At 61.2% G+C, this 20,169-nt stretch carries 19 protein-coding genes and 3 tRNA genes; 1 reads left to right on the plus strand and 21 read right to left on the minus strand.

The annotated features are described in order from the left end of the window. Positions 1 to 2: 2 nt before the first annotated feature. From J7U39_RS11305 to J7U39_RS11405, 21 genes are all read right to left on the minus strand, one after another. A complete protein-coding gene (locus J7U39_RS11305) occupies positions 3 to 1,673 on the minus strand; it encodes a ribonuclease J (protein WP_210628281.1) in 1,671 nt (556 codons plus the stop codon). Positions 1,674 to 1,690: 17 nt separating this feature from the next. Beyond that, on the minus strand, positions 1,691 to 2,455 hold the full coding sequence (locus tag J7U39_RS11310) for a biotin--[acetyl-CoA-carboxylase] ligase (RefSeq protein ID WP_210628282.1): 765 nt from the start codon (positions 2,453 to 2,455) through the stop codon (positions 1,691 to 1,693). Further along, entirely contained in the window at positions 2,455 to 3,900 is a 1,446-nt protein-coding gene (gene nuoN, locus J7U39_RS11315; protein ID WP_210628283.1) for an NADH-quinone oxidoreductase subunit NuoN, read from the minus strand. Before nuoN ends, J7U39_RS11310 begins: the two co-directional genes overlap by 1 nt. An 18-nt stretch (positions 3,901 to 3,918) precedes the next feature. After that, on the minus strand, positions 3,919 to 5,430 hold the full coding sequence (locus J7U39_RS11320; protein ID WP_210628284.1) for an NADH-quinone oxidoreductase subunit M: 1,512 nt from the start codon (positions 5,428 to 5,430) through the stop codon (positions 3,919 to 3,921). Continuing rightward, entirely contained in the window at positions 5,430 to 7,430 is a 2,001-nt protein-coding gene (gene nuoL / locus J7U39_RS11325; protein WP_210628285.1) for an NADH-quinone oxidoreductase subunit L, read from the minus strand. The genes J7U39_RS11320 and nuoL overlap by 1 nt, the downstream gene beginning before the upstream one ends. Positions 7,431 to 7,437: 7 nt before the next feature. Then, positions 7,438 to 7,746 carry an NADH-quinone oxidoreductase subunit NuoK gene (nuoK, locus tag J7U39_RS11330; protein WP_003587269.1) on the minus strand — a complete coding sequence of 103 codons (309 nt, stop codon included), beginning with the start codon at positions 7,744 to 7,746 and terminating at the stop codon, positions 7,438 to 7,440. A 23-nt stretch (positions 7,747 to 7,769) separates the two neighbouring features. Then, positions 7,770 to 8,384: an NADH-quinone oxidoreductase subunit J gene (locus tag J7U39_RS11335; RefSeq protein ID WP_210628286.1), complete on the minus strand. Its 615-nt coding sequence runs from the start codon at positions 8,382 to 8,384 to the stop codon at positions 7,770 to 7,772. Between the two features lie 141 nt (positions 8,385 to 8,525). Then, on the minus strand, positions 8,526 to 9,017 hold the full coding sequence (nuoI, locus tag J7U39_RS11340) for an NADH-quinone oxidoreductase subunit NuoI (protein ID WP_004680064.1): 492 nt from the start codon (positions 9,015 to 9,017) through the stop codon (positions 8,526 to 8,528). Positions 9,018 to 9,057: 40 nt separating this feature from the next. After that, positions 9,058 to 10,101 (minus strand): NADH-quinone oxidoreductase subunit NuoH, encoded by a 1,044-nt coding sequence (nuoH, locus tag J7U39_RS11345; protein ID WP_210628287.1) that lies wholly within the window; start codon positions 10,099 to 10,101, stop codon positions 9,058 to 9,060. Between the two features lie 12 nt (positions 10,102 to 10,113). Further along, positions 10,114 to 12,195 (minus strand): NADH-quinone oxidoreductase subunit NuoG, encoded by a 2,082-nt coding sequence (gene nuoG / locus J7U39_RS11350; protein WP_210628288.1) that lies wholly within the window; start codon positions 12,193 to 12,195, stop codon positions 10,114 to 10,116. 222 nt (positions 12,196 to 12,417) lie between these two features. Continuing rightward, entirely contained in the window at positions 12,418 to 13,101 is a 684-nt protein-coding gene (locus J7U39_RS11355) for a 5' DNA nuclease (RefSeq protein WP_210628289.1), read from the minus strand. 2 nt (positions 13,102 to 13,103) lie between these two features. Continuing rightward, on the minus strand, positions 13,104 to 14,408 hold the full coding sequence (gene nuoF, locus J7U39_RS11360) for an NADH-quinone oxidoreductase subunit NuoF (RefSeq protein WP_210628290.1): 1,305 nt from the start codon (positions 14,406 to 14,408) through the stop codon (positions 13,104 to 13,106). 10 nt (positions 14,409 to 14,418) lie between these two features. Next, a complete protein-coding gene (locus J7U39_RS11365) occupies positions 14,419 to 15,582 on the minus strand; it encodes an NADH-quinone oxidoreductase subunit E (protein WP_210628291.1) in 1,164 nt (387 codons plus the stop codon). Between the two features lie 16 nt (positions 15,583 to 15,598). Further along, a complete protein-coding gene (locus J7U39_RS11370; protein ID WP_210628292.1) occupies positions 15,599 to 15,871 on the minus strand; it encodes a hypothetical protein in 273 nt (90 codons plus the stop codon). Continuing rightward, positions 15,871 to 17,061, minus strand: a complete 1,191-nt coding sequence (locus tag J7U39_RS11375; RefSeq protein ID WP_210628293.1) for an NADH-quinone oxidoreductase subunit D — start codon at positions 17,059 to 17,061, stop codon at positions 15,871 to 15,873. Before J7U39_RS11375 ends, J7U39_RS11370 begins: the two co-directional genes overlap by 1 nt. 60 nt (positions 17,062 to 17,121) lie before the next feature. Further along, positions 17,122 to 17,508, minus strand: coding sequence for a four helix bundle protein (locus J7U39_RS11380; RefSeq protein WP_210628294.1), 387 nt, complete (start codon positions 17,506 to 17,508; stop codon positions 17,122 to 17,124). A 46-nt stretch (positions 17,509 to 17,554) separates the two neighbouring features. After that, a complete protein-coding gene (locus J7U39_RS11385; RefSeq protein WP_210628295.1) occupies positions 17,555 to 18,157 on the minus strand; it encodes an NADH-quinone oxidoreductase subunit C in 603 nt (200 codons plus the stop codon). An 18-nt stretch (positions 18,158 to 18,175) separates the two neighbouring features. Then, positions 18,176 to 18,760, minus strand: coding sequence for an NADH-quinone oxidoreductase subunit B (locus J7U39_RS11390; protein WP_210628296.1), 585 nt, complete (start codon positions 18,758 to 18,760; stop codon positions 18,176 to 18,178). Next, complete coding sequence (locus J7U39_RS11395) at positions 18,751 to 19,116, minus strand: NADH-quinone oxidoreductase subunit A (RefSeq protein ID WP_010055493.1); 366 nt, start codon at positions 19,114 to 19,116, stop codon at positions 18,751 to 18,753. The genes J7U39_RS11390 and J7U39_RS11395 overlap by 10 nt, the downstream gene beginning before the upstream one ends. Before the next feature lie 247 nt (positions 19,117 to 19,363). Continuing rightward, a tRNA-Asp gene (locus J7U39_RS11400) sits at positions 19,364 to 19,440 on the minus strand. A 51-nt stretch (positions 19,441 to 19,491) separates the two neighbouring features. After that, positions 19,492 to 19,568, minus strand: a tRNA-Asp gene (locus J7U39_RS11405). A 407-nt stretch (positions 19,569 to 19,975) separates the two neighbouring features. Here J7U39_RS11405 and J7U39_RS11410 point away from each other — a divergent pair. Further along, a tRNA-Val gene (locus tag J7U39_RS11410) sits at positions 19,976 to 20,051 on the plus strand. Positions 20,052 to 20,169: the final 118 nt, after the last annotated feature.

Below are 20,169 nucleotides of genomic sequence, written 5' to 3' on the forward strand. Positions count from 1 at the left end.
GGTCAGACCTTGGTGATGAAGGCGGTGACAAGGGGCTTTTTACCCCAGGCGTGATTTGCAGCTGCGCGGATGGCACGCCGCACGGCCTCCTGCAGCATGTCGATATCCTTGCGGCGGGCGCGCGGAATGCTTTCGATGGCGCTGATCGCCGCATCGTAGAGCGTATCTTCCATCTCCTCGCCTTCGTCATCATAAACCGGCAGGCCGATCGAGACGAGATCGGGATCGCCGAGAATGTCATACCGCGCGTCGAGCAAGACGTTTACCGCGACATGGCCGACATAGGAGAGTTTCTTGCGCTCGCCGATACCCATTTCATCGAAATCGCCGATCAGCAGGCCGTCCTTGTAGATCCGGCCATGCGGCGCTTCGCCGATCACCTCGACCGGACCTGGCGCCAGCCGCAGGATATCCCCGTTGCGCACCCGCGGGACGATCGCAATGCCGGATTGCTCGGCAAGCTCCTTATGCGCCGTCAGATGCGTCGCCTCGCCATGCACCGGCACGACGATTTTCGGCCGGGTCCACTCATACATCCTCTGCAACTCGTTGCGGCGCGGATGGCCGGAGACGTGGACGAGCGCCTCGGTATCGGTGATGATATGTACGCCCTGCTCGACAAGGCCGTTCTTGATATCCTGGATCGCCTTCTCGTTGCCGGGAATGGCGCGCGAGGAAAAGACGACGATATCGCCTGCCGCAAAGGCCACGTTGCGCATCTCGTCGCGGGAGAGCTTGGCAAGGGCGGCCCGCGCCTCACCCTGGCTGCCAGTCAGGATGACGACGACCTTGTCGCGCGGAATGTAACCGTACTCCTCCTCGGAAATGAAAGGTTTGACCCCTTCCATCAGGCCGATATCACTAGCGACATCGACGACGCGCTTCAGCGAACTGCCGAGCAGCAGCACTTCGCGGCCGGCCGCCTCGGCAGCCTCGGCTACGGTGCGAATACGCCCGACATTCGACGAGAAGGTGGTGATCGCCACCCGGCCCTCGGCATCCTCGATGATCTTGCGCAGGCTTTCCGACACATCTTTCTCGGAGGGCGAAACACCGTCGCGCAGGGCGTTGGTGGAATCGCACATCAGCGCCAGCACGCCCTCGTCGCCAAGCTGGCGGAAGCGCGTCTCATCGGTCAGCGGCCCGAGCGAAGGCTCGTGGTCGATCTTCCAGTCGCCGGTGTGGATAACGTTGCCGGCCGGCGTGCGGATCATCAGCGACATCGGCTCGGGGATCGAGTGATTGACGGCCACACCTTCGATGCTGAAGGGGCCGACATTGATCGTGTCGCCTGCCTTGAACGGCGTCACCGGCACTTCGCCGATCGTTGCCTTCTCGAAGTTGCGTTTGGCTTCGAGCAGACCCGATGTAAAGGCCGAGGCGAAAACCGGAACATTTAGGCCCGGCCAGAGGTCGGCAAGCGCCCCGTAATGGTCTTCATGGGCATGGGTAACGATAATCGCTTTGAGGTTCTTGCGCTCGCTGGCGAGGAAGCGGATATCGGGCAGAACGAGATCGACGCCCGGCAGGTCGGGTCCGGGGAAAGTGACGCCGCAGTCAACCATGATCCACTGGCGATGCTCGGGCGGGCCGTAGCCGTAAAGGGCAAGATTCATCCCGATCTCGCCGACGCCACCCAGAGGCAGGAATACCAATTCGTCCTGTTTCGCCATAATTTTCGTTTTTTCCGCTATCCAAAAAACACATCACCCGCGGCAATAGACATGACCGTGCCAGCGCCGGTATCGAGCATCAACAAGCCATTATCATCAATCCCGGCGAATTGCCCGGAAATCGACCGGTCCGGTAAATTGACCGTGATATTTTCCCCGACGCCGCAGGCGATGGCGCGCCAGCGCGCGGTGATCTCGGCAATGCCGCGGCCCTGATCCCATATTTCGAGCACATCCGCCGTCGCCGCGAAGAGATGGGCGAAGAGCTCCTCCGGCGACGCCGCGCTCGCATGCTCGCGCAGGCAGGTGACGGGATAGAGCGGATTGTCCGGCATGACCGAGACATTGATGCCGATGCCGACGATCAGCGCATAGCGGCCGTCCGGCAGCCTTTCGCCTTCGATCAGGATGCCGCAGGTCTTCTTTCTGCCGATGAGGACATCGTTCGGCCATTTGACCTCGAGCGGCTCGGCGCCCAGCGGCAGCACCCGGCGGATCGCCTGGTGAACGGCAACGGCGATTGCCAGCGGCAGCGAGCCGAGGCGCTCCATCGGCGCCGGGTCGATCAGCAGAAGAGAGGCGTAGAGATTGCCGCGTTCGGAAACCCAGAGCCTGCCGCGACGGCCGCGGCCGCCCGTCTGCCTCTCGGCCGTCACCCAGAGATTGCCGGGATCCCCCGCCCGGGCTCGGGCGAGGCATTCGCTGTTGGTGGACGATGTTTCCGACAGAGCCTCATGCCTGATATCGCCGAGCGATATCCGGCGCCGTCCGTCGGAGGCCATCAGAAGAGCGTCGCGGCGGCAAGCTCTGCCGCGCCGCCGATCGGGCCGCCGATGAGGACATAAGCGGTGACGAAGAGACCGGAGAGACCGAAGACCAGCCGCAGGGCGCCGGAGACACGGGCGAATTCGCCGGTCGCTTCATCGAACCACATCAGCTTGATGACGCGCAGATAATAATAGGCGCCGACGACCGAGGCGAGAACGCCGATGATGGCGAGCGCATAAAGCTTGGCTTCGATGGCGGCGACGAAAACGAAGTACTTGGCGAAGAAGCCTGCCAGCGGCGGGATGCCGGCGAGCGAGAACATCAGCGCCGTCAGCACGACGGCCATGAACGGGTTTGTCGTGGAGAGGCCGGCGAGATCGTCGACGTTTTCGACGACGGTGCCGTCCTTGCGGCGCATCGACATGATGATTGCAAAGGTGCCGAGCGTCATGATCATGTAAATGACCATGTAAAGCATGACGCCGGAAACACCGGTCTGATTGCCGGCAGCTAGGCCGACCAACGCATAACCCATGTGGCCGATCGAAGAATAGGCCATCAGCCGCTTGATGTTCTTCTGACCGATCGCGGCAAAGGAGCCGAGCAGCATCGAGGCGATCGAGATGAAGACGACGACCTGCTGCCAGTCGGCCAGAACCGGCTGGAAGGCGGTGATGACCATGCGTGTCATCATCGCCATGGCGGCAACCTTGGGGGCTGCGGCAAGGAAGGCGGTGACCGGCGTCGGCGCGCCTTCATAAACATCCGGCGTCCACATGTGGAACGGAACGGCCGAGATCTTGAAGGCGATGCCGGCGAGGATGAAGACCAGGCCGAAGATGAGGCCGAGCGACCGTGCGCCCTCGACGGACAGCGCCTGGGCAATTTCGGCGAAATGGGTGTGACCGGTGAAGCCATAGACCAGCGACATGCCGTAGAGCAGCATGCCGGATGACAGTGCGCCGAGCACGAAATATTTGAGACCGGCCTCGGTCGACTTCAGGCTGTCGCGGTTGATCGCGGCGACGACATAAAGCGCCAGCGACTGCAGTTCCAGCGCAAGATAGAGCGAGATCAGGTCGTTGGCCGAGATCATCAGCAGGATGCCGAGAGTCGCCAGCAGCAGGAGAACCGGGAACTCGAACTTGTCGAGCTGATTTTCGCGGGCATGCCCCATCGTCATGAACAGAGCGACCAGCGAACCGAGGAGCGCCACCAGCTTCATGAAGCGCGAGAAGCCGTCGGCCATGTAGACGCCGCCGAAGGCGAGGCCTTCCGCCGGCACGAAGAGCAGCCACAGACCGGATGCGAGCAGCAGCACGATGGCGAGGCCGGTGACGACAAGGCCCGACCGCTCGCCTGAGAAGACGCCGACCATCAACAGGACCAGGGCGCCGACCGCGAGGATGAGCTCCGGCGCGGAAAGATGCAGACTGAGGAGAATTGTTTCAGCGGTCATGTCCGATAAGTCCCGTCATCATTTCATAGACAGCGCAACGTTCTGCGCTGCGTGCACGGCGGCCGTGTAGTTGTTGACCAGCAGATCCACCGAGGCGGCCGTCGCATCGAAGACCGGAGCCGGATAAACGCCGAAGAAGATGGTCAGCGCGACCAGCGGATAAAGGATCAGCTGTTCGCGTCTGGAAAGATCGAGCAGCGCCTTCAGCTTTTCCTTCTCCAGCGCGCCGAAAATTACCCGGCGATAGAGCCAGAGCGCATAGGCGGCCGAGAGAATGACGCCGGTGGCGGCAAAGAGCGCGACCCAGGTGTTGACCCGGAAGACGCCGATCAGCGTCAGGAATTCGCCGATGAAGCCAGACGTGCCGGGAAGCCCGACATTGGCCATGGTGAAGACCATCATCGCCACGGCATATTTCGGCATGTTGTTGACGAGGCCGCCATAGGCGTTGATCTCGCGGGTATGGGTACGGTCGTAGACGACGCCGACGCAGAGGAAGAGCGCGCCGGAGACGATGCCGTGCGACAGCATCTGGAAGATCGACCCCTGAACACCCTGCATGTTGGCGGCGAAGATGCCCATGGTCACGTAGCCCATATGCGCCACGGAGGAATAGGCGATCAGTTTCTTCATGTCGTCCTGCATCATCGCTACCAGCGAGGTGTAGATGATGGCGATGACCGACATGGCGAAGACGAGCGGCGCAAAATAATCGGACGCGACCGGGAACATGCCGAGCGAGAAGCGGATGAGACCGTAGCCGCCGAGCTTCAGGAGCACGCCGGCAAGGATCACCGAGCCTGCCGTCGGCGCCTGAACGTGCGCATCCGGAAGCCAGGTATGAACGGGCCACATCGGCATCTTCACTGCGAAAGAGGCAAAGAAGGCAAGCCAGAGCCAGGTCTGCAGCGCCGGCGGGAACTTGTAGGCGAGCAGCGCGGTGATGTCGGTCGTGCCGGCCTGCCAGTACATCGCCATGATGGCGAGCAGCATCAGCACCGAGCCGAGCAGCGTATAGAGGAAGAACTTGTAGCTCGCATAGACGCGATCCTTGCCGCCCCAGACTCCGATGATCAGGAACATCGGGATCAGGCCCGCCTCGAAGAAGACGTAGAAGAGCACGATATCGAGCGAGACGAAAACGCCGACCATCATCGTTTCGAGGATGAGGAAGGCGATCATGTATTCCTTCAGGCGCCTCTCGATCGAGAGCCAGCTCGCCAGCACGCAGAAGGGCATGAGGAAGGTCGTCAGGATGACGAACAGCATAGAGATGCCGTCGACGCCGACGTGGTAGCCAATGCCGGTGCCGAGCCAGTCATGCTTCTCGACCATCTGAAAGCCTGGATTGGCATTGTCGAAGCCGATCCAGATGACGAGCGAGACGATGAAGGTGAAGACGGTGGTGATCAGCGATATCCCCAGCACGTTTCTCCGGCCGCTTTCGCTGTCGCCATTCATCAAGAGCAGGAGCACCACGCCGGCGAGCGGCAGGAAGGTGACCGTTGAAAGAATAGGCCAATCGGTCATCAGAAGGAACTCCCGAGCATCATCCAGGTAACGAGCGCCGCAATGCCGAGCAGCATGGCGAAGGCATAGTGATAGAGGTAACCGGTCTGCAGGCGGACCACGCGATCGGTGACGGCGACGACGCGGGCGGCGACACCGTTCGGCCCGTAGGTATCGATGACGCCGACGTCACCCTTCTTCCACAGGAAGCGGCCGAGCGCCCTTGCCGTGCGGACGAACAGGAAGTCGTAGAGTTCGTCGAAATACCACTTGTTGAGCAGGAAATGGTAGAGCACCCGGTGCTGCTTGGCGAGGACGCGCGGCGTCTGCGGCGAGCGGATATACATGTACCAGGCAATGACGAAACCCAGCACCATAGCGATGAAGGGGCTTAAGCCGACAAGCGTGGGTACATGATGGAACTGTTCGAGGAGTTCGTTTTCGGCACCGGTAAAGAGCGCGCCCTTCCAGAACTCGGCATATTCCTCGCCGTAGAACCGGCCTTCGAAGATCACGCCCGCAAATATGGCGCCGAGCGCAAGGATATAGAGCGGCACCAGCATGACCTGGGGCGACTCGTGGACGTGGTGCATGACCTCATGCGAAGCGCGCGGCTTGCCGAAGAAGGTCATGAAGATCAGGCGCCAGGAGTAGAAGCTGGTAAATAGAGCCGCAATGACCAGCAGCGAGAAGGCGAAGCCCGAGACCGGCGAATGCGATGCGTAGGTCGCCTCGATGATCACGTCCTTGGAGAAGAAGCCGGCAAGGCCGAACGGCGTGAAGGGAATGCCGACGCCGGTGATCGCCAGCGTGCCGATGATCATGAGGCCGGCGGTAACTTTGATGTGCGGATACAGGCCGCCCATGTGGCGCATGTCCTGCTCGCCGTCGACGGCGTGGATGACCGAGCCGGCACAGAGGAAGAGCAGCGCCTTGAAGAAGGCATGCGTGAAGAGATGGAAGATCGCCGCGCCGTAAGCCCCTACCCCGAGCGCCACGAACATGTAGCCGAGCTGCGAGCAGGTGGAATAGGCGATGACGCGCTTAATGTCGTTCTGCACCAGGCCGACGGTTGCCGCGAAGAAGGCGGTGATCGCGCCGATCACGGTGACGACCGTGAGCGCATCCGGCGACAGTTCGAACAGCGGCGACATGCGGGCGACGAGGAAGACGCCGGCGGTGACCATGGTCGCGGCATGGATGAGGGCCGAGACCGGGGTCGGGCCTTCCATCGCGTCCGGGAGCCAGGTGTGCAGCAGGAACTGCGCCGACTTGCCCATTGCGCCCATGAACAGCAGCAGGCAGATGCCGGTCAGCGCGTGCGCCTTGTCGAGCTGCATGCCGAAGAGGTTGAGGATCACTTCGCTCGCCTCACCGCCGCCTTCATGCGGGGCGAAATTCGATGCATTGGCAAAGATCGTATCGAGGTTAATCGAACCAAACAGCACGAAGACACCGGCAATGCCCAGCACGAAACCGAAGTCGCCGACGCGGTTGACGATGAAAGCCTTCATCGCCGCGGCCGTCGCCGACGGCTTCTTGAACCAGAAGCCGATCAGAAGATAGGAGGCGAGACCGACGCCTTCCCAGCCGAAGAACATCTGCGCCAGGTTGTCGGCCGTCACCAGCATCAGCATGGCGAAGGTGAAGAGCGAGAGATAGGCAAAGAAGCGCGGGCGATGCGGATCGGTATGCATGTAGCCGATCGAATAGATATGCACCAAGGTCGAGACCGTGTTGACGACGATCAGCATGACTGAGGTCAGCGTATCCACGCGCAGCGACCAGGAGACGTCGACGCCGCCGGACTGGATCCAGCGCAGCACCTCGACCTTGATCGGCCCGCCTTCAAGATGGCCCATGCCAACGTTGAAGAAGACGATCCACGACAGGATGCCGGCGATGATCATCAGGCCGCTGGTTACATATTCCGAGGCCTTGGCGCCGATGGCGCGGCCGAAAAGGCCGGCGACGATCGCGCCGATCAAGGGAAGAAAGACAATAGCCTTATAGAGGAACATGAGCCACTCAGCCCTTCATCATATTGACGTCTTCGACCGCGATCGAGCCGCGGTTGCGGTAGAAGACAACGAGAATTGCAAGACCGATCGCCGCTTCGGCAGCCGCGACCGTCAGAATGAACAGCGCGAAGACCTGGCCGACAATGTCGTTCAGGAAGGAAGAGAAGGCGACCATGTTGATGTTGACGGCAAGCAGGATCAGTTCGACCGACATCAGGATGACGATGACGTTCTTCCGGTTCAGGAAGATGCCGAAGACGCCGAGCGTGAAGAGGATGGCGCTGACCGTCAGGTAGTGGGAAAGACCGATGACCATGTTCTTTGTTCCTTGACCTGCCTTTAGACGCCCTGCCCCGGCTTGACCGTAACCACGTCGACGGCGGTGGCGGGCGTGCGGGCAACCTGCCTGGAAATATTCTGCCGCTTGATGTTGGTGCGATGCCTCAGCGTCAGCACGATCGCGCCGATCATGGCGACCAGCAGCACCAGGCCGGCAATCTGGAAGAAATAGACGTAGTTGGTGTAAAGCACGTCGCCGAGAGCGGCCGTATTGGTGCGCTCGGTCAGTGCCGGGATCGGCATGGCGACTGATTTGGCGATCTCAGGCGAGATGACGCTGCCGCCGATGACGACGATCAGTTCGGCCGCCAGGATGATCCCGATCAATCCGCCGATCGGCGCATATTCGAGCACGCCTGCCCTCAATTCGGTGAAGTCGATGTCGAGCATCATCACTACGAAGAGGAAGAGGACGGCGACGGCGCCGACATAGACGACGAGCAGGATCATCGCCAGGAACTCGGCGCCGAGCAGCAGGAACAGGCCGGCCGCGTTGAAGAACACCAGGATCAGAAACAAAACCGAGTGAACCGGGTTCTTCGCCCAGATGACCATGAACGCCGACGCCACCGCGACAAAGGCGAAAAGATAGAAAAATAGAGCCTGCAGACCCATGTTGGTGCCTTTTTCATCTTCCCCCGGGCAGCCGGGAATTTTCCCTGCCCGATGGAGCTTCGCGGCACTCGCCGGCAAAGCTCCTGTGCATATTGACCGTGACAGGAGCGAGCAGCTCCACCGCGGCGTTTCAGATCTCAATCAGCGGTACGGCGAGTCGATCGCGATGTTGCGGGCGATTTCGCGCTCCCACCGGTCCCCGTTATCGAGAAGGCGCGCCTTGTCGAAATAGAGCTCTTCGCGGGTTTCCGTCGCAAATTCGAAATTCGGACCTTCGACGATCGCGTCGACGGGGCAGGCTTCCTGGCAGAAGCCGCAATAGATGCACTTCACCATGTCGATGTCGTAGCGCACGGTGCGGCGCGTGCCGTCGTTGCGGCGCGGACCGGCCTCGATGGTGATCGCCTGGGCTGGACAGATCGCCTCGCAGAGCTTGCAGGCGATGCAGCGTTCCTCGCCGTTCGGATAACGGCGCAGCGCATGCTCGCCGCGGAAGCGCGGGGAGACCGGACCCTTTTCGAAGGGATAGTTGATGGTCGCCTTCTGGCGGAAGAAATAGCGCATCGACAGAAAGAACGCGCCGAAGAATTCCTTGAGGAACAGCGAGTTGATGGAGCTGGACAAGCTTGCCATCTTCAACCTCCAATTTTGCCGGAAACGAGAGCTGGGATCATTACGCCCATCCCATCAGTTTCAGCACGAATGCAACGATGATGACCATGGCGAGCGACAGCGGCAGGAAGACCTTCCAGCCGAGGCGCATGAGCTGGTCGTAGCGGTAGCGCGGGACGAAGGCCTTGACCATCGCGAACATGAAGAACACGAAGCATGCCTTCAGCATGAACCAGATAATGCCCGGGACCCAATTGAGAATCCAGATATCGACAGGAGGCAGCCAGCCGCCGAGGAAGAGGATCGTCGTCAGCGAGCACATCAGGCAGACGGCCGCATATTCGCCGAGCATGAACATCATGTATGGCGAGGAACCGTACTCGACCATGAAGCCGGCGACGAGTTCCGATTCGGCTTCCGGAAGGTCGAAAGGCGGACGGTTCGTCTCGGCGAGCGCCGAGATGAAGAAGACGATGAACATCGGGAACAGCGACAGCCAGTGCCAGTCGAGAAACGAGGCCGGCAGGCCGAGCATGGTGCCGAGGCCGGTATGCTGCGCATTGACGATGTCGGTCAGGTTGAGCGAGCCGACGCAGAGCAGAACGGTGACGATGACGAAGCCGATCGAGACTTCATAGGACACCATCTGTGCGGCCGAGCGCAGCGCGCCGAGGAAGGGATACTTCGAATTCGAAGCCCAGCCGCCCATGATGATCCCGTAGACTTCAAGCGAGGAGATCGCGAAGATATAGAGAATGCCGACATTGATGTTGGCGATCACCCAGCCATCAGCGAGCGGCACCACCGCCCAGGTGGACAGCGCCAACAGCACGGTCACCAGCGGGGCCAGCAGGAACACCGCCTTGTTGGCGCCGGCCGGAATGATGGGCTCCTTGAACACGAACTTCAGAAGGTCGGCGAAGGACTGGAACAGGCCGAAGGGACCGACAACGTTCGGGCCGCGGCGCAGCTGCACGGCCGCCCAAATCTTGCGGTCGGCAAGCAGCACGTAAGCGATGAAGACGAGCAGGCAGACGAGAAGCAGCAGCGACTGACCGATCATGATGATCCCCGGCCAGACATAGGTTGAGAAGAAAGAATCCATGAGTTCCTGCCCTTACTCTGCCGCGACTTTGAAGTTGTTGCGGGCCAATGCCGAGCACTCGGCCATGACAGCCGAGGCGCGCGCTATCGGGTTCGTCAAATAGAAGTCTTTGACCGGCGACGCAAACCCTGACTTGTTCATCTTGCCGGCTTTTTTCGCGACTGCGGCAATTTGGGCGCTATCAGTTTCGGCGATCTCGTCGATGGCGGCGAAATGCGGGAAAGCGGCATAGAGCCGGCCGCGCAACTCACTCAGTGAATCGAAGGGAAGCTTCTTGCCGAGCACGTCGGACAGCGCACGGATGATCGCCCAATCCTCACGGGCATCGCCCGGCGCAAAGCCTGCGCGATTGCCCATCTGGACGCGGCCTTCGGTGTTGACCCAGGTGCCGGACTTTTCGGTATAGGCTGCGGCCGGCAGGATGACGTCGGCATGGTGCGCGCCGTTATCGCCATGCGAGCCGATATAGACGGTGAGCTTGGCCTTCTTGGCGGTGAAGTCGAGTTCATCGGCGCCGAGCAGGAAGAGCACCTCCATCGACTGCAGCATTTCAGCGGCATTGACGCCCGCAGCACCCGGCACGAAGCCGAGATCAAGGCCGCCGACACGCGAGGCAGCGGTGTGGAGGACGGCGAAGCCGTTCCAGCCTTCGACAACCGCACCGACCGAACCGGCAAGCTTGGCGGCACTTGCGAGAACACCGGCGCCATCGCTGCGCGACAGCGCGCCCTGGCCGATGATGATCATCGGCTTGGCGGCGTTCTTCAGGACGTTCGCGAAGGCATGGCCGCCATCGACCAGATCCTTGAGCGTGTCGGGTCCGCCGCCGAGATAGTCATAGCTGTAACGCAGTTCACTGGGCTCGCCGATCACGCCGATCGGGAACTTGCCGCGACGCCAGCGCTTGCGGATGCGGGCGTTGAGAATAGCCGCCTCGAAACGCGGATTGGCGCCGATGATCAGCAGCGCGTCGGCCTGGTCGATGCCCGCAATCGTCGGGTTGAAGAGGTAGCTTGCACGGCCGAGCGACGGATCGAGTGCCGTCCCATCCTGGCGACAGTCGAGATTAGCCGATCCCAGCGCCTTGACCAGCTCGGAGAGCGCATACATTTCCTCGACGGAAGCGAGATCGCCAGCGATCGCGCCGATCTTTTCGCCTGAAGTGGCGCTGACAGCAGCCTTGATGGCGCCGAAGGCCTCGGCCCAGCTGGCCGGCTGCAGGCGGCCGTCGCGGCGGACGTAAGGCCGGTCGAGGCGCTGCGTCTTCAAACCGTCCCAGATGAAGCGGCTCTTGTCGGAAATCCACTCCTCGTTGATCACCTCGTTGACGCGCGGCAGGATGCGCATGACTTCACGGCCACGGGTGTCGACGCGGATCGCCGAACCGACGGCATCCATGACGTCGATCGACTCGGTCTTGTTCAATTCCCAGGGGCGGGCGGTGAAGGCGAAGGGCTTGGAGGTGAGCGCGCCGACCGGGCAGAGGTCGACGACGTTGCCCTGCAGTTCGGAGGTCATCGCCTGTTCGAGATAGGTGGTGATCTCGGCATCCTCGCCGCGACCGATCAGGCCGAGTTCGGAAATGCCGGCAACCTCGGTGGTGAAGCGGACGCAGCGCGTGCAATGGATGCAGCGGTTCATCACCGTCTTGACGAGCGGGCCGATATACTTGTCCTCGACAGCGCGCTTGTCTTCCTGGTAGCGCGAGGTGTCGATGCCGAATGCCATCGCCTGATCCTGCAGGTCGCATTCGCCGCCCTGGTCGCAGATCGGGCAGTCGAGCGGATGGTTGATCAGCAGGAACTCCATCACGCCTTCACGGGCCTTCTTGACCATCGGCGTGTTGGTGAAGACCTCGGGCAGTTCGCCATTCGGGCCGCCGCGGATGTCGCGCACGCTCATGGCGCAGGAAGCCTGCGGCTTCGGCGGTCCGCCCTTCACCTCGACAAGGCACATGCGGCAGTTGCCGGCAACCGACAGGCGCTCGTGGAAGCAGAAGCGCGGAACTTCAGCGCCGGCATCCTCACACGCCTGCAATAGCGTGAAATGATCCGGAACTTCGATCTCGTTGCCGTCAATCTTCAGTTTTGCCATCGTCGCTCAGTCCTGTTTCCCGTTTGCCTGATGACGGCAAACAAACCTGTTTTGCAACATTCTCTTTGCCGAGCCGGATCTTTCGTCCTGCTGGCAGCCGATGTCGCCCAAATTGTCTGTCGCGCGTTCCAGACGCGGAACCCGCACCGGCATCTGCAGCGTGGGCCCTCCGCCCCTTCGCTGATCCGCCCTATTTCCGGCCGGTTTGCGCGGCCGGACAGCTCATTTCCTTCTGCGGCCCCGCCCGGCCAGAACCTTCGCCTGACCGATCCAGTCGTCGCGTGCGATGCGGCCGCTAAGGCCGAGCTCGGCGTCAAGCCGGGCGATATCCTCGTCGGTCCAGGCGGCAATCTCGGCGAAGCCGCGAATGCCTTTGGTGTTCAACACCTGCTCCAGCTTCGGACCGATGCCGGCGATCAGCTTGAGATCGTCGGCCTTTGCAGCCCGCTGAGCCGGTTTTACCTTCACGCTGGGCGTCGGCTGGCTTGCCTGAGTCGGTTCGCTTGCCGGCTTGACGACTCTCAGCCTCGGCCCAGCCTTCCTTTCGGCGGCAGGCTTGTCGGCCGCGGGCTTGCTGAACGCCTTGACGGCCGGGCGGATGTTCTCCGACCGGATATCGACAGCGGGCGCCGGTTCGTCGGGCGGCGTATCATCGAGGGCGGCGGCGAGTTTGCCCGTCGTTTCCAGAGCACTCTGGAAGGCCCCGAAAAAGGCTCCCGCCATCTGCGTCGAGAAACCGAAGCCAATAGCCGTTGCGGCGGCAAAGGCTGCGGCAGGATGTGCCATCAGCGGATGCACCGGCATTGCCTGTGCGTTTTCCAGCATCTCGGCGGCAAGACGGCCGAAGCCGGCCGCGAAATCGGCGGTCTCTTCCTTCTTCCCACTCTTGGATGCCTTGTCGGTCATGATTATTCAGCCGCCTCCAGAACCGCGCCGTGATCGAGCGCGCTCGCCGTATACTGGTCGATGCGCTTTTCGATCTCGGGACGGAAGTTACGGATCAGACCCTGCACCGGCCATGCGGCGGCGTCGCCGAGCGCGCAGATGGTGTGGCCTTCGATCTGCTTGGTCACCTGAAACAGCATGTCGATTTCGCGCTTCTGGGCGTTGCCCTTGGCCATGCGCTCCATCACGCGCCACATCCAGCCCGTGCCTTCCCGGCAGGGCGTGCACTGGCCGCAGCTCTCATGCTTGAAGAAGGCGGAGATGCGGGCGATCGCCTTGATGACGTCCGTGGACTTGTCCATGACAATCGCGGCGGCCGTGCCGAAGGAGGAACCGACGCCGCGCAGACCGTCAAAATCCATCGGGCAATCGATGATGTCCTTGGCCGGAACGATCGGGCAGGATGCACCGCCCGGAATGACGGCGAGCAGATTGTCCCAGCCACCGCGGATGCCGCCGGCGTGGCGGTCGACCAGTTCGCGGAAGGTGATGCCCATTTCCTCTTCAACGGTGCACGGCTTGTTGACGTGGCCGGAGAGCATGAACAGCTTGGTGCCGACATTGTTCGGACGACCGATGGCCGAGAACCAGCCAGCGCCGCGGCGCAGAATCGTCGGCGCGACAGCGATCGATTCGACGTTGTTGACGGTCGTCGGGCAGCCGTAGAGACCCATATTGGCGGGGAACGGCGGCTTGAGCCGCGGCTGGCCCTTCTTGCCCTCCAGGCTCTCGAGCAGCGCGGTTTCCTCACCGCAGATATAGGCGCCGGCGCCGTGATGGACAAAGATGTCCATGTCCCAGCCGAGCTTGTTGTTCTTGCCAAGCAGGCCGTAATCATAACATTCGTCGATTGCCGCCTGTAGCGCTTCACGCTCGCGGATATATTCGCCGCGCACATAGATATAAGCGGTATTGGCGCCCATGGCGAAGCTCGCGACGACGCAGCCTTCGATCAGCGTGTGCGGATCGTGGCGCATGATATCGCGGTCCTTGCAGGTGCCGGGCTCCGATTCGTCGGCATTGACGACGAGGTAATGCGGGCGGCCGTCGCTTTCCTTCGGCATGAAGGACCATTTGAGACCCGTGGGGAAGCCGGCGCCGCCGCGGCCGCGAAGGCCGGAGGCCTTCATCTCGTTGATGATCCAATCGCGGCCCTTTTCGAGGATCTGCTTGGTGCCATCCCAGTGGCCGCGGCTCATCGCGCCCTTCAGGGACTTGTCCTTGAGGCCGTAGATGTTGGTAAAGATGCGGTCTTTATCTTGTAACATGCTTCACCTCTTACCGCGGCTTCTTGCCGAAGACCTTGATATATTCCGCTTCGCCGCCCTTGGCGAGCGCCTTGGCCTGCTTGACCCAGTCGTCACGCTCGATGCGGCCGCGGAAATTCAGGTAGCCATCGACCCATTCGCGCTCGGCCTTCTTCCAGCCTGCGACCTGCGAGAAGGTGAAGATGCCGATTTCATTCAATGTCGCCTCGATCTTCGGACCGACGCCGGAGATCATCTTCAGGTCATCCGGTGCGGCGGGCTTTTCGATGCCGGCTGGACGGTTCTTGTCGGTCAGGCTGGGCTTGGCCGCTGGAGCGGTTTCGGCCTTGGCCGCAGCAAGCGCCGGCTCGGCAGGCGCCGTGCCGGAAACCGGCTGCTGCGCGGCTGCCTTGGCATTCTTCGCTGCTGCCTTCGGCGCCGTCGCCGGCGTCTTCAAGGCGGCATTGGTCTCGGCATCGGTGCTCTTTGGGCGGCCAGCCTCGGAGGGCGGGACCGGCGCGCCGTCGACCGGCGCCGACACGGTTTCGGTATCGGCCTTCTTGGCGCGTGTCCTTGCCTTCGGCTCTTCCGTCGTCAGCGAGGTCAGGCCGCCTTCAGGTGCTGAGAATATCCGGTCGATCTGGGTGCCCGGCTTGATGCTCGCGCCATTGCCGGCGGCAAAGGTGTCGATGATCTCTTCGAGGCGCTCCGGCGTCAGGTCTTCGTACGTGTCCTTGCCGATCATCACCATCGGGGCGTTGACGCAGGCGCCAAGACATTCGACTTCTTCCCAGGAGAGCGTGCCTTCGGCATTGCGCTCGAAAGGGTGCGCGTGGATCTTGCTCTTGCAGACCGACATCAGCGCTTCCGAGCCGCGCAGCATGCAGGGCGTCGTGCCGCAGACCTGGACATGGGCGCGCGTGCCGACAGGATGTAACTGGAACTGCGTATAGAAGGTCGCGACCTCGAGCACTCTGATATAGGCCATGTCGAGCATGTCGGCGATCTTTTCGATCGCCGCGCGCGTGACCCAGCCGTCCTGTTCCTGCGCCCGCATCAGCAGCGGAATGACCGCCGACTGCTGGCGGCCGGCGGGGTATTTCTGGATCGTCTTGTCCGCCCAGACCGCATTTTCATCGCTGAAAGCGAATGCGGCAGGCTGAAATTGATCTTCGGCTAATCGACGAACGGACATTCTTCCTCACGCCTTGTCAGTTTAGGGTTCCACACCGCGAAGCGGTCAAAGACTGCATTTCGCAGGCATAGGCCGACTGGTCTTTCTGCATAAATACGACGAATTTGCTGCCATTCGGGATGGCGGCCTTGATCTGATAGCCCTTGGACAAAAGCTCGCCCATGGACGATTGCTGCCCCGGCGGCGTCACTTCCTTATGACCCAGCGGCGTGCCGAGGGTGTCAGCCTCCTGAGCCGAAACCCCGGACGCCGAGAGAAGAATTGCGACGGCCAGCGGCAGAAGCTGCATCAGCGGTCCACCTCGCCGAAGACGATATCGAGCGAGCCAAGGACAGCAGCGACGTCGGCAAGCTGGTGGCCGCGACACATGAAGTCCATCGCCTGCAGGTGGGCGTAACCCGGAGCGCGGATCTTGCAGCGATACGGCTTGTTCGAGCCGTCGGAGACGAGATAGACGCCGAACTCGCCCTTCGGCGCTTCGACCGCGGCGTAAACTTCACCGGCCGGCACATGATAGCCTTCGGTATAGAGCTTGAAGTGGTGGATCAGCGCTTCCATCGAACGCTTCATCTCGCCGCGCTTCGGCGGAACGACCTTGCCGTCGATCGACGAGAAAGGACCGGTCTTCGCATCCGAGAGGAGGCGATTGACGCACTGCTTCATGATGCGGACCGATTGGCGCATCTCGATCATGCGGATGAGGTAGCGGTCATAATTGTCGCCGTTCTTGCCGATCGGGATGTCGAATTCGAGATCGGAATAACATTCGTAAGGCTGGGCGCGACGCAGATCCCAGGCAGCACCCGAACCGCGCACCATGACGCCGGAGAAGCCCCAGGCCCAGCAATCTTCCAACGAGACGACGCCGATATCGACGTTGCGCTGCTTGAAGATGCGGTTGCCGGTCAAAAGATCGTCGATGTCATCGAGCGCCTTGAGGAACGGATCGCACCAGTCGCCGATGTCCTGCACGAGCTTTTCCGGCAGATCCTGGTGGACGCCGCCCGGACGGAAATAGGCAGCGTGCATGCGCGAGCCGCTGGCCCGTTCATAGAACACCATCAGCTTTTCGCGCTCTTCAAAGCCCCAGAGCGGCGGCGTCAACGCGCCGACGTCCATCGCCTGCGTCGTGACGTTCAGAAGATGCGAGAGGATGCGGCCGATTTCCGAATAGAGAACGCGGATCAGCTGGCCGCGGATCGGGATCTCGATGCCGAGCAGCTTTTCGACGGCCATGGCATAGGCATGCTCCTGGTTCATCGGCGCGACATAGTCGAGGCGATCGAAATAGGGCACCGCCTGCAGATAGGTCTTGGTCTCGATCAGCTTCTCGGTGCCGCGATGCAGCAGGCCGATATGCGGATCGACCCGCTCCACAATTTCGCCGTCAAGCTCCAGGACAAGACGAAGAACGCCGTGCGCCGCCGGATGCTGCGGTCCGAAATTGATGTTGAAGTTGCGGACGTTATGTTCGGTCATTTGCTAGGCGCTCCGCTATTGCAGGCATTAGCCAGTGGGCAATAGGCAATAGTGTAGTGGTTAGTTCTCACGTTCGTTCTGTCCATCTTGCAGGCGGCGAATAAGCGACCGCAGCATCTTCCCTATCTCCGCAATCAAGGAAAGCGCCGACTGGGTCTGCGAGACCGTGGCTATTCCTACTCGCGCCGAGAGTATCAGATGCGTCTCCAATTCCTTCAGGGATCCTTGGGCGATTTTCAAATGGTGAACATATGCACCCGTTGCCTCGCGCCCGTAACCTTCCGCTATGTTTGCCGCGATGGACGCTGCCGAACGTCTTACCTGGGAGGTAAGGCCATAAACTTCCTCTTTGGGAAATCCCTTGGTCAGGCCGTAACATTCAACTGCAAGATCCATGGAGCGCTGCCACACCGGAAGATCCTGATAGGAATTAATCGCCGTTGCCATTCTCCCTTATCACTATTGCCTACTGCCTATTGGCTTCTGCCTAGAACTACTGTTTCGCCTTCTCATCACCCGGCAGCACGTATTCGGTGCCTTCCCATGGCGACATGAAGTCGAAGTTGCGGAATTCCTGTTTCAGTTCCACCGGCTCATAGACGACGCGCTTCGCTGCGTCATCGTAGCGAACTTCGACGAAACCGGTCGTCGGAAAGTCCTTGCGCAAAGGATGCCCTTCGAAACCGTAATCAGTCAGGATGCGGCGCAGATCCGGATGGCCGGTGAACAGGACGCCGTACATATCCCAGGTTTCGCGTTCGAACCAATCGGCGCCGGGATGAACCGCACAGGCCGATGGGACCGGCGTATCCTCGTCGGTCGCGACCTTGACGCGGATGCGCAGGTTCTTCTTCGGCGACAGCAGATGATAGACGACGTCGAAGCGCAGCTCGCGCTGCGGCCAGTCGACGCCGCAAATATCGATCAGGTTGACGAATCCGCATTTGGCGTCGTCACGCAGGAAGGTCAGGAGCGCGATCAGGTTTTCACCCGTCGCCGTCAGCGTCAGCTCGCCATACTTCAACTGCGATGCGGCGATCAGGTTGCCGCGCGCTTCGCCAAGATAGGAGGCAAGCTCAGTCAGGGCTTCACTCATATGCCTTGTCCTTAACCCTTAGCGTTCGATCGTGCCGGTGCGCCGGATCTTCTTCTGCAGCAGAAGCACGCCGTAGAGCAGCGCTTCGGCCGTGGGGGGACAGCCCGGCACGTAGATGTCGATCGGCACGACGCGGTCGCAGCCGCGCACCACGGAATAGGAATAGTGATAGTAGCCGCCGCCATTGGCGCAGGAGCCCATCGAGATGACGTAGCGTGGCTCGGGCATCTGGTCGTAGACCTTGCGGAGCGCCGGCGCCATCTTGTTGGTCAACGTGCCGGCGACGATCATCACGTCGGACTGGCGCGGCGAAGCGCGCGGCGCAAAACCAAAGCGCTCGACGTCATAACGCGGCATGGAGAGCTGCATCATTTCGACGGCGCAGCAGGCAAGACCAAAGGTCATCCACATCAGCGAGCCGGTACGGGCCCAGTTGATCAGCTCGTCCGTCGAAGTGACGAGGAAACCCTTGTCGGCGAGTTCGTTGTTGATCTCGCCAAAAAATGCGTCGTTGCTCCCGATCGGCTTGCCGGTCGACGGATCGATGATCCCCTTCGGCTGCGGCGCGACGAGCGACTGGTTGCTCACAGGGGTCACTCCCATTCCAGGGCTCCCTTTTTCCATTCATAGATAAAGCCGATGGTCAGCACGAGGAGGAAGACCATCATGGACCAGAAGCCGAACCAGCCGATGGCGCCGAAAGAAACGGCCCAGGGGAAGAGGAAGGCGACCTCGAGGTCGAAGATGATGAAGAGGATCGACACGAGATAGAAGCGGATGTCGAACTTCATGCGGGCGTCGTCAAAGGCGTTGAAACCGCATTCGTAAGCCGAGAGCTTTTCCGAATCTGGCGCTTTGAAAGCCACGGCGAACGGCGCAATGAGCAGCGCCAGGCCGATAACGAGCGCAATGGCGATGAAGATAGCGATCGGAATATAGGAACTGAGCAGTTCAGTCATCATGTTCATCCTTGCTTGTCGGAGGCGCCAGACGGCGCTTTTGGGCAATTGCCCGACAAGCGAACGTGCGTTGCAACAAGCCGTGGTTAGCGCAGCCGACGCCCCGGCGCAAGACTTTTACGGCGGCAATTCGACGCGTCGCGCGCGGACATTATCAAGCAGATGCAACGATGTCGCGACAAATCCGCAGAAGTCGATTCAAGCTGCATGCCTGACCCCTGGAAACTGCATGGCTTTCGGAGGAGAATGGCGCGAGTGACGGGGCTCGAACCCGCGACCTCCGGCGTGACAGGCCGGCACTCTAACCGACTGAGCTACACCCGCGCATGACGGACGGAAGAGCCGGACGGCGGCGCCTGAACGCCTGCTTTGAAATGGCGCGAGTGACGGGGCTCGAACCCGCGACCTCCGGCGTGACAGGCCGGCACTCTAACCGACTGAGCTACACCCGCACTTCATTTCAAGCAATCCGGATGCCTTCGCACCCTCACCAAAACGGCTGGCCGTTTCGATGAGCGGCTAACTACGGGGTTCGCCTTTTAGTGTCAAGCAGGTTTGGAGACAAAACCATGACAGTCGCTGAATTGTTTCGGTAAAGCCGCTGCAGGCAGAACGGAAAGCCGGCAATTCCAACCTCCGCAGCCGCAGCGAGGCACGATGGGAGCCGGCGGCGCAGGCAAAATGGATAAATCCGCCGCCCCCCCTTTATCCACAGGCCGACTGCGCCTGATCGGCAGCGCAGACCAGCAGACGACCGCCAAAAAAATCAAAAATTCTTCACAAACACTCTTGCGGTTTTGCCGTGATCCGCATAGATGACGGCCACCAACGCAGCAGGCCGATCGGCTTCGCCAGCGATGGGCGATTAGCTCAGTTGGTAGAGCGCCTCGTTTACACCGAGGATGTCGGGAGTTCGAGTCTCTCATCGCCCACCATTCTTCCCCTCAAGTTTCAAAGAGTGATGTCAACAACCGCAGTCTCATCTGCCGCTGATTGGCTCACGCAGCTATCTGCCTCTGCAGAGGCTGCCGGCTGGGAACGCGCCTTCGGCAA

It is taken from the genome of Rhizobium sp. NLR16a (assembly GCF_017948245.1).
GTDB lineage: Bacteria > Pseudomonadota > Alphaproteobacteria > Rhizobiales > Rhizobiaceae > Rhizobium.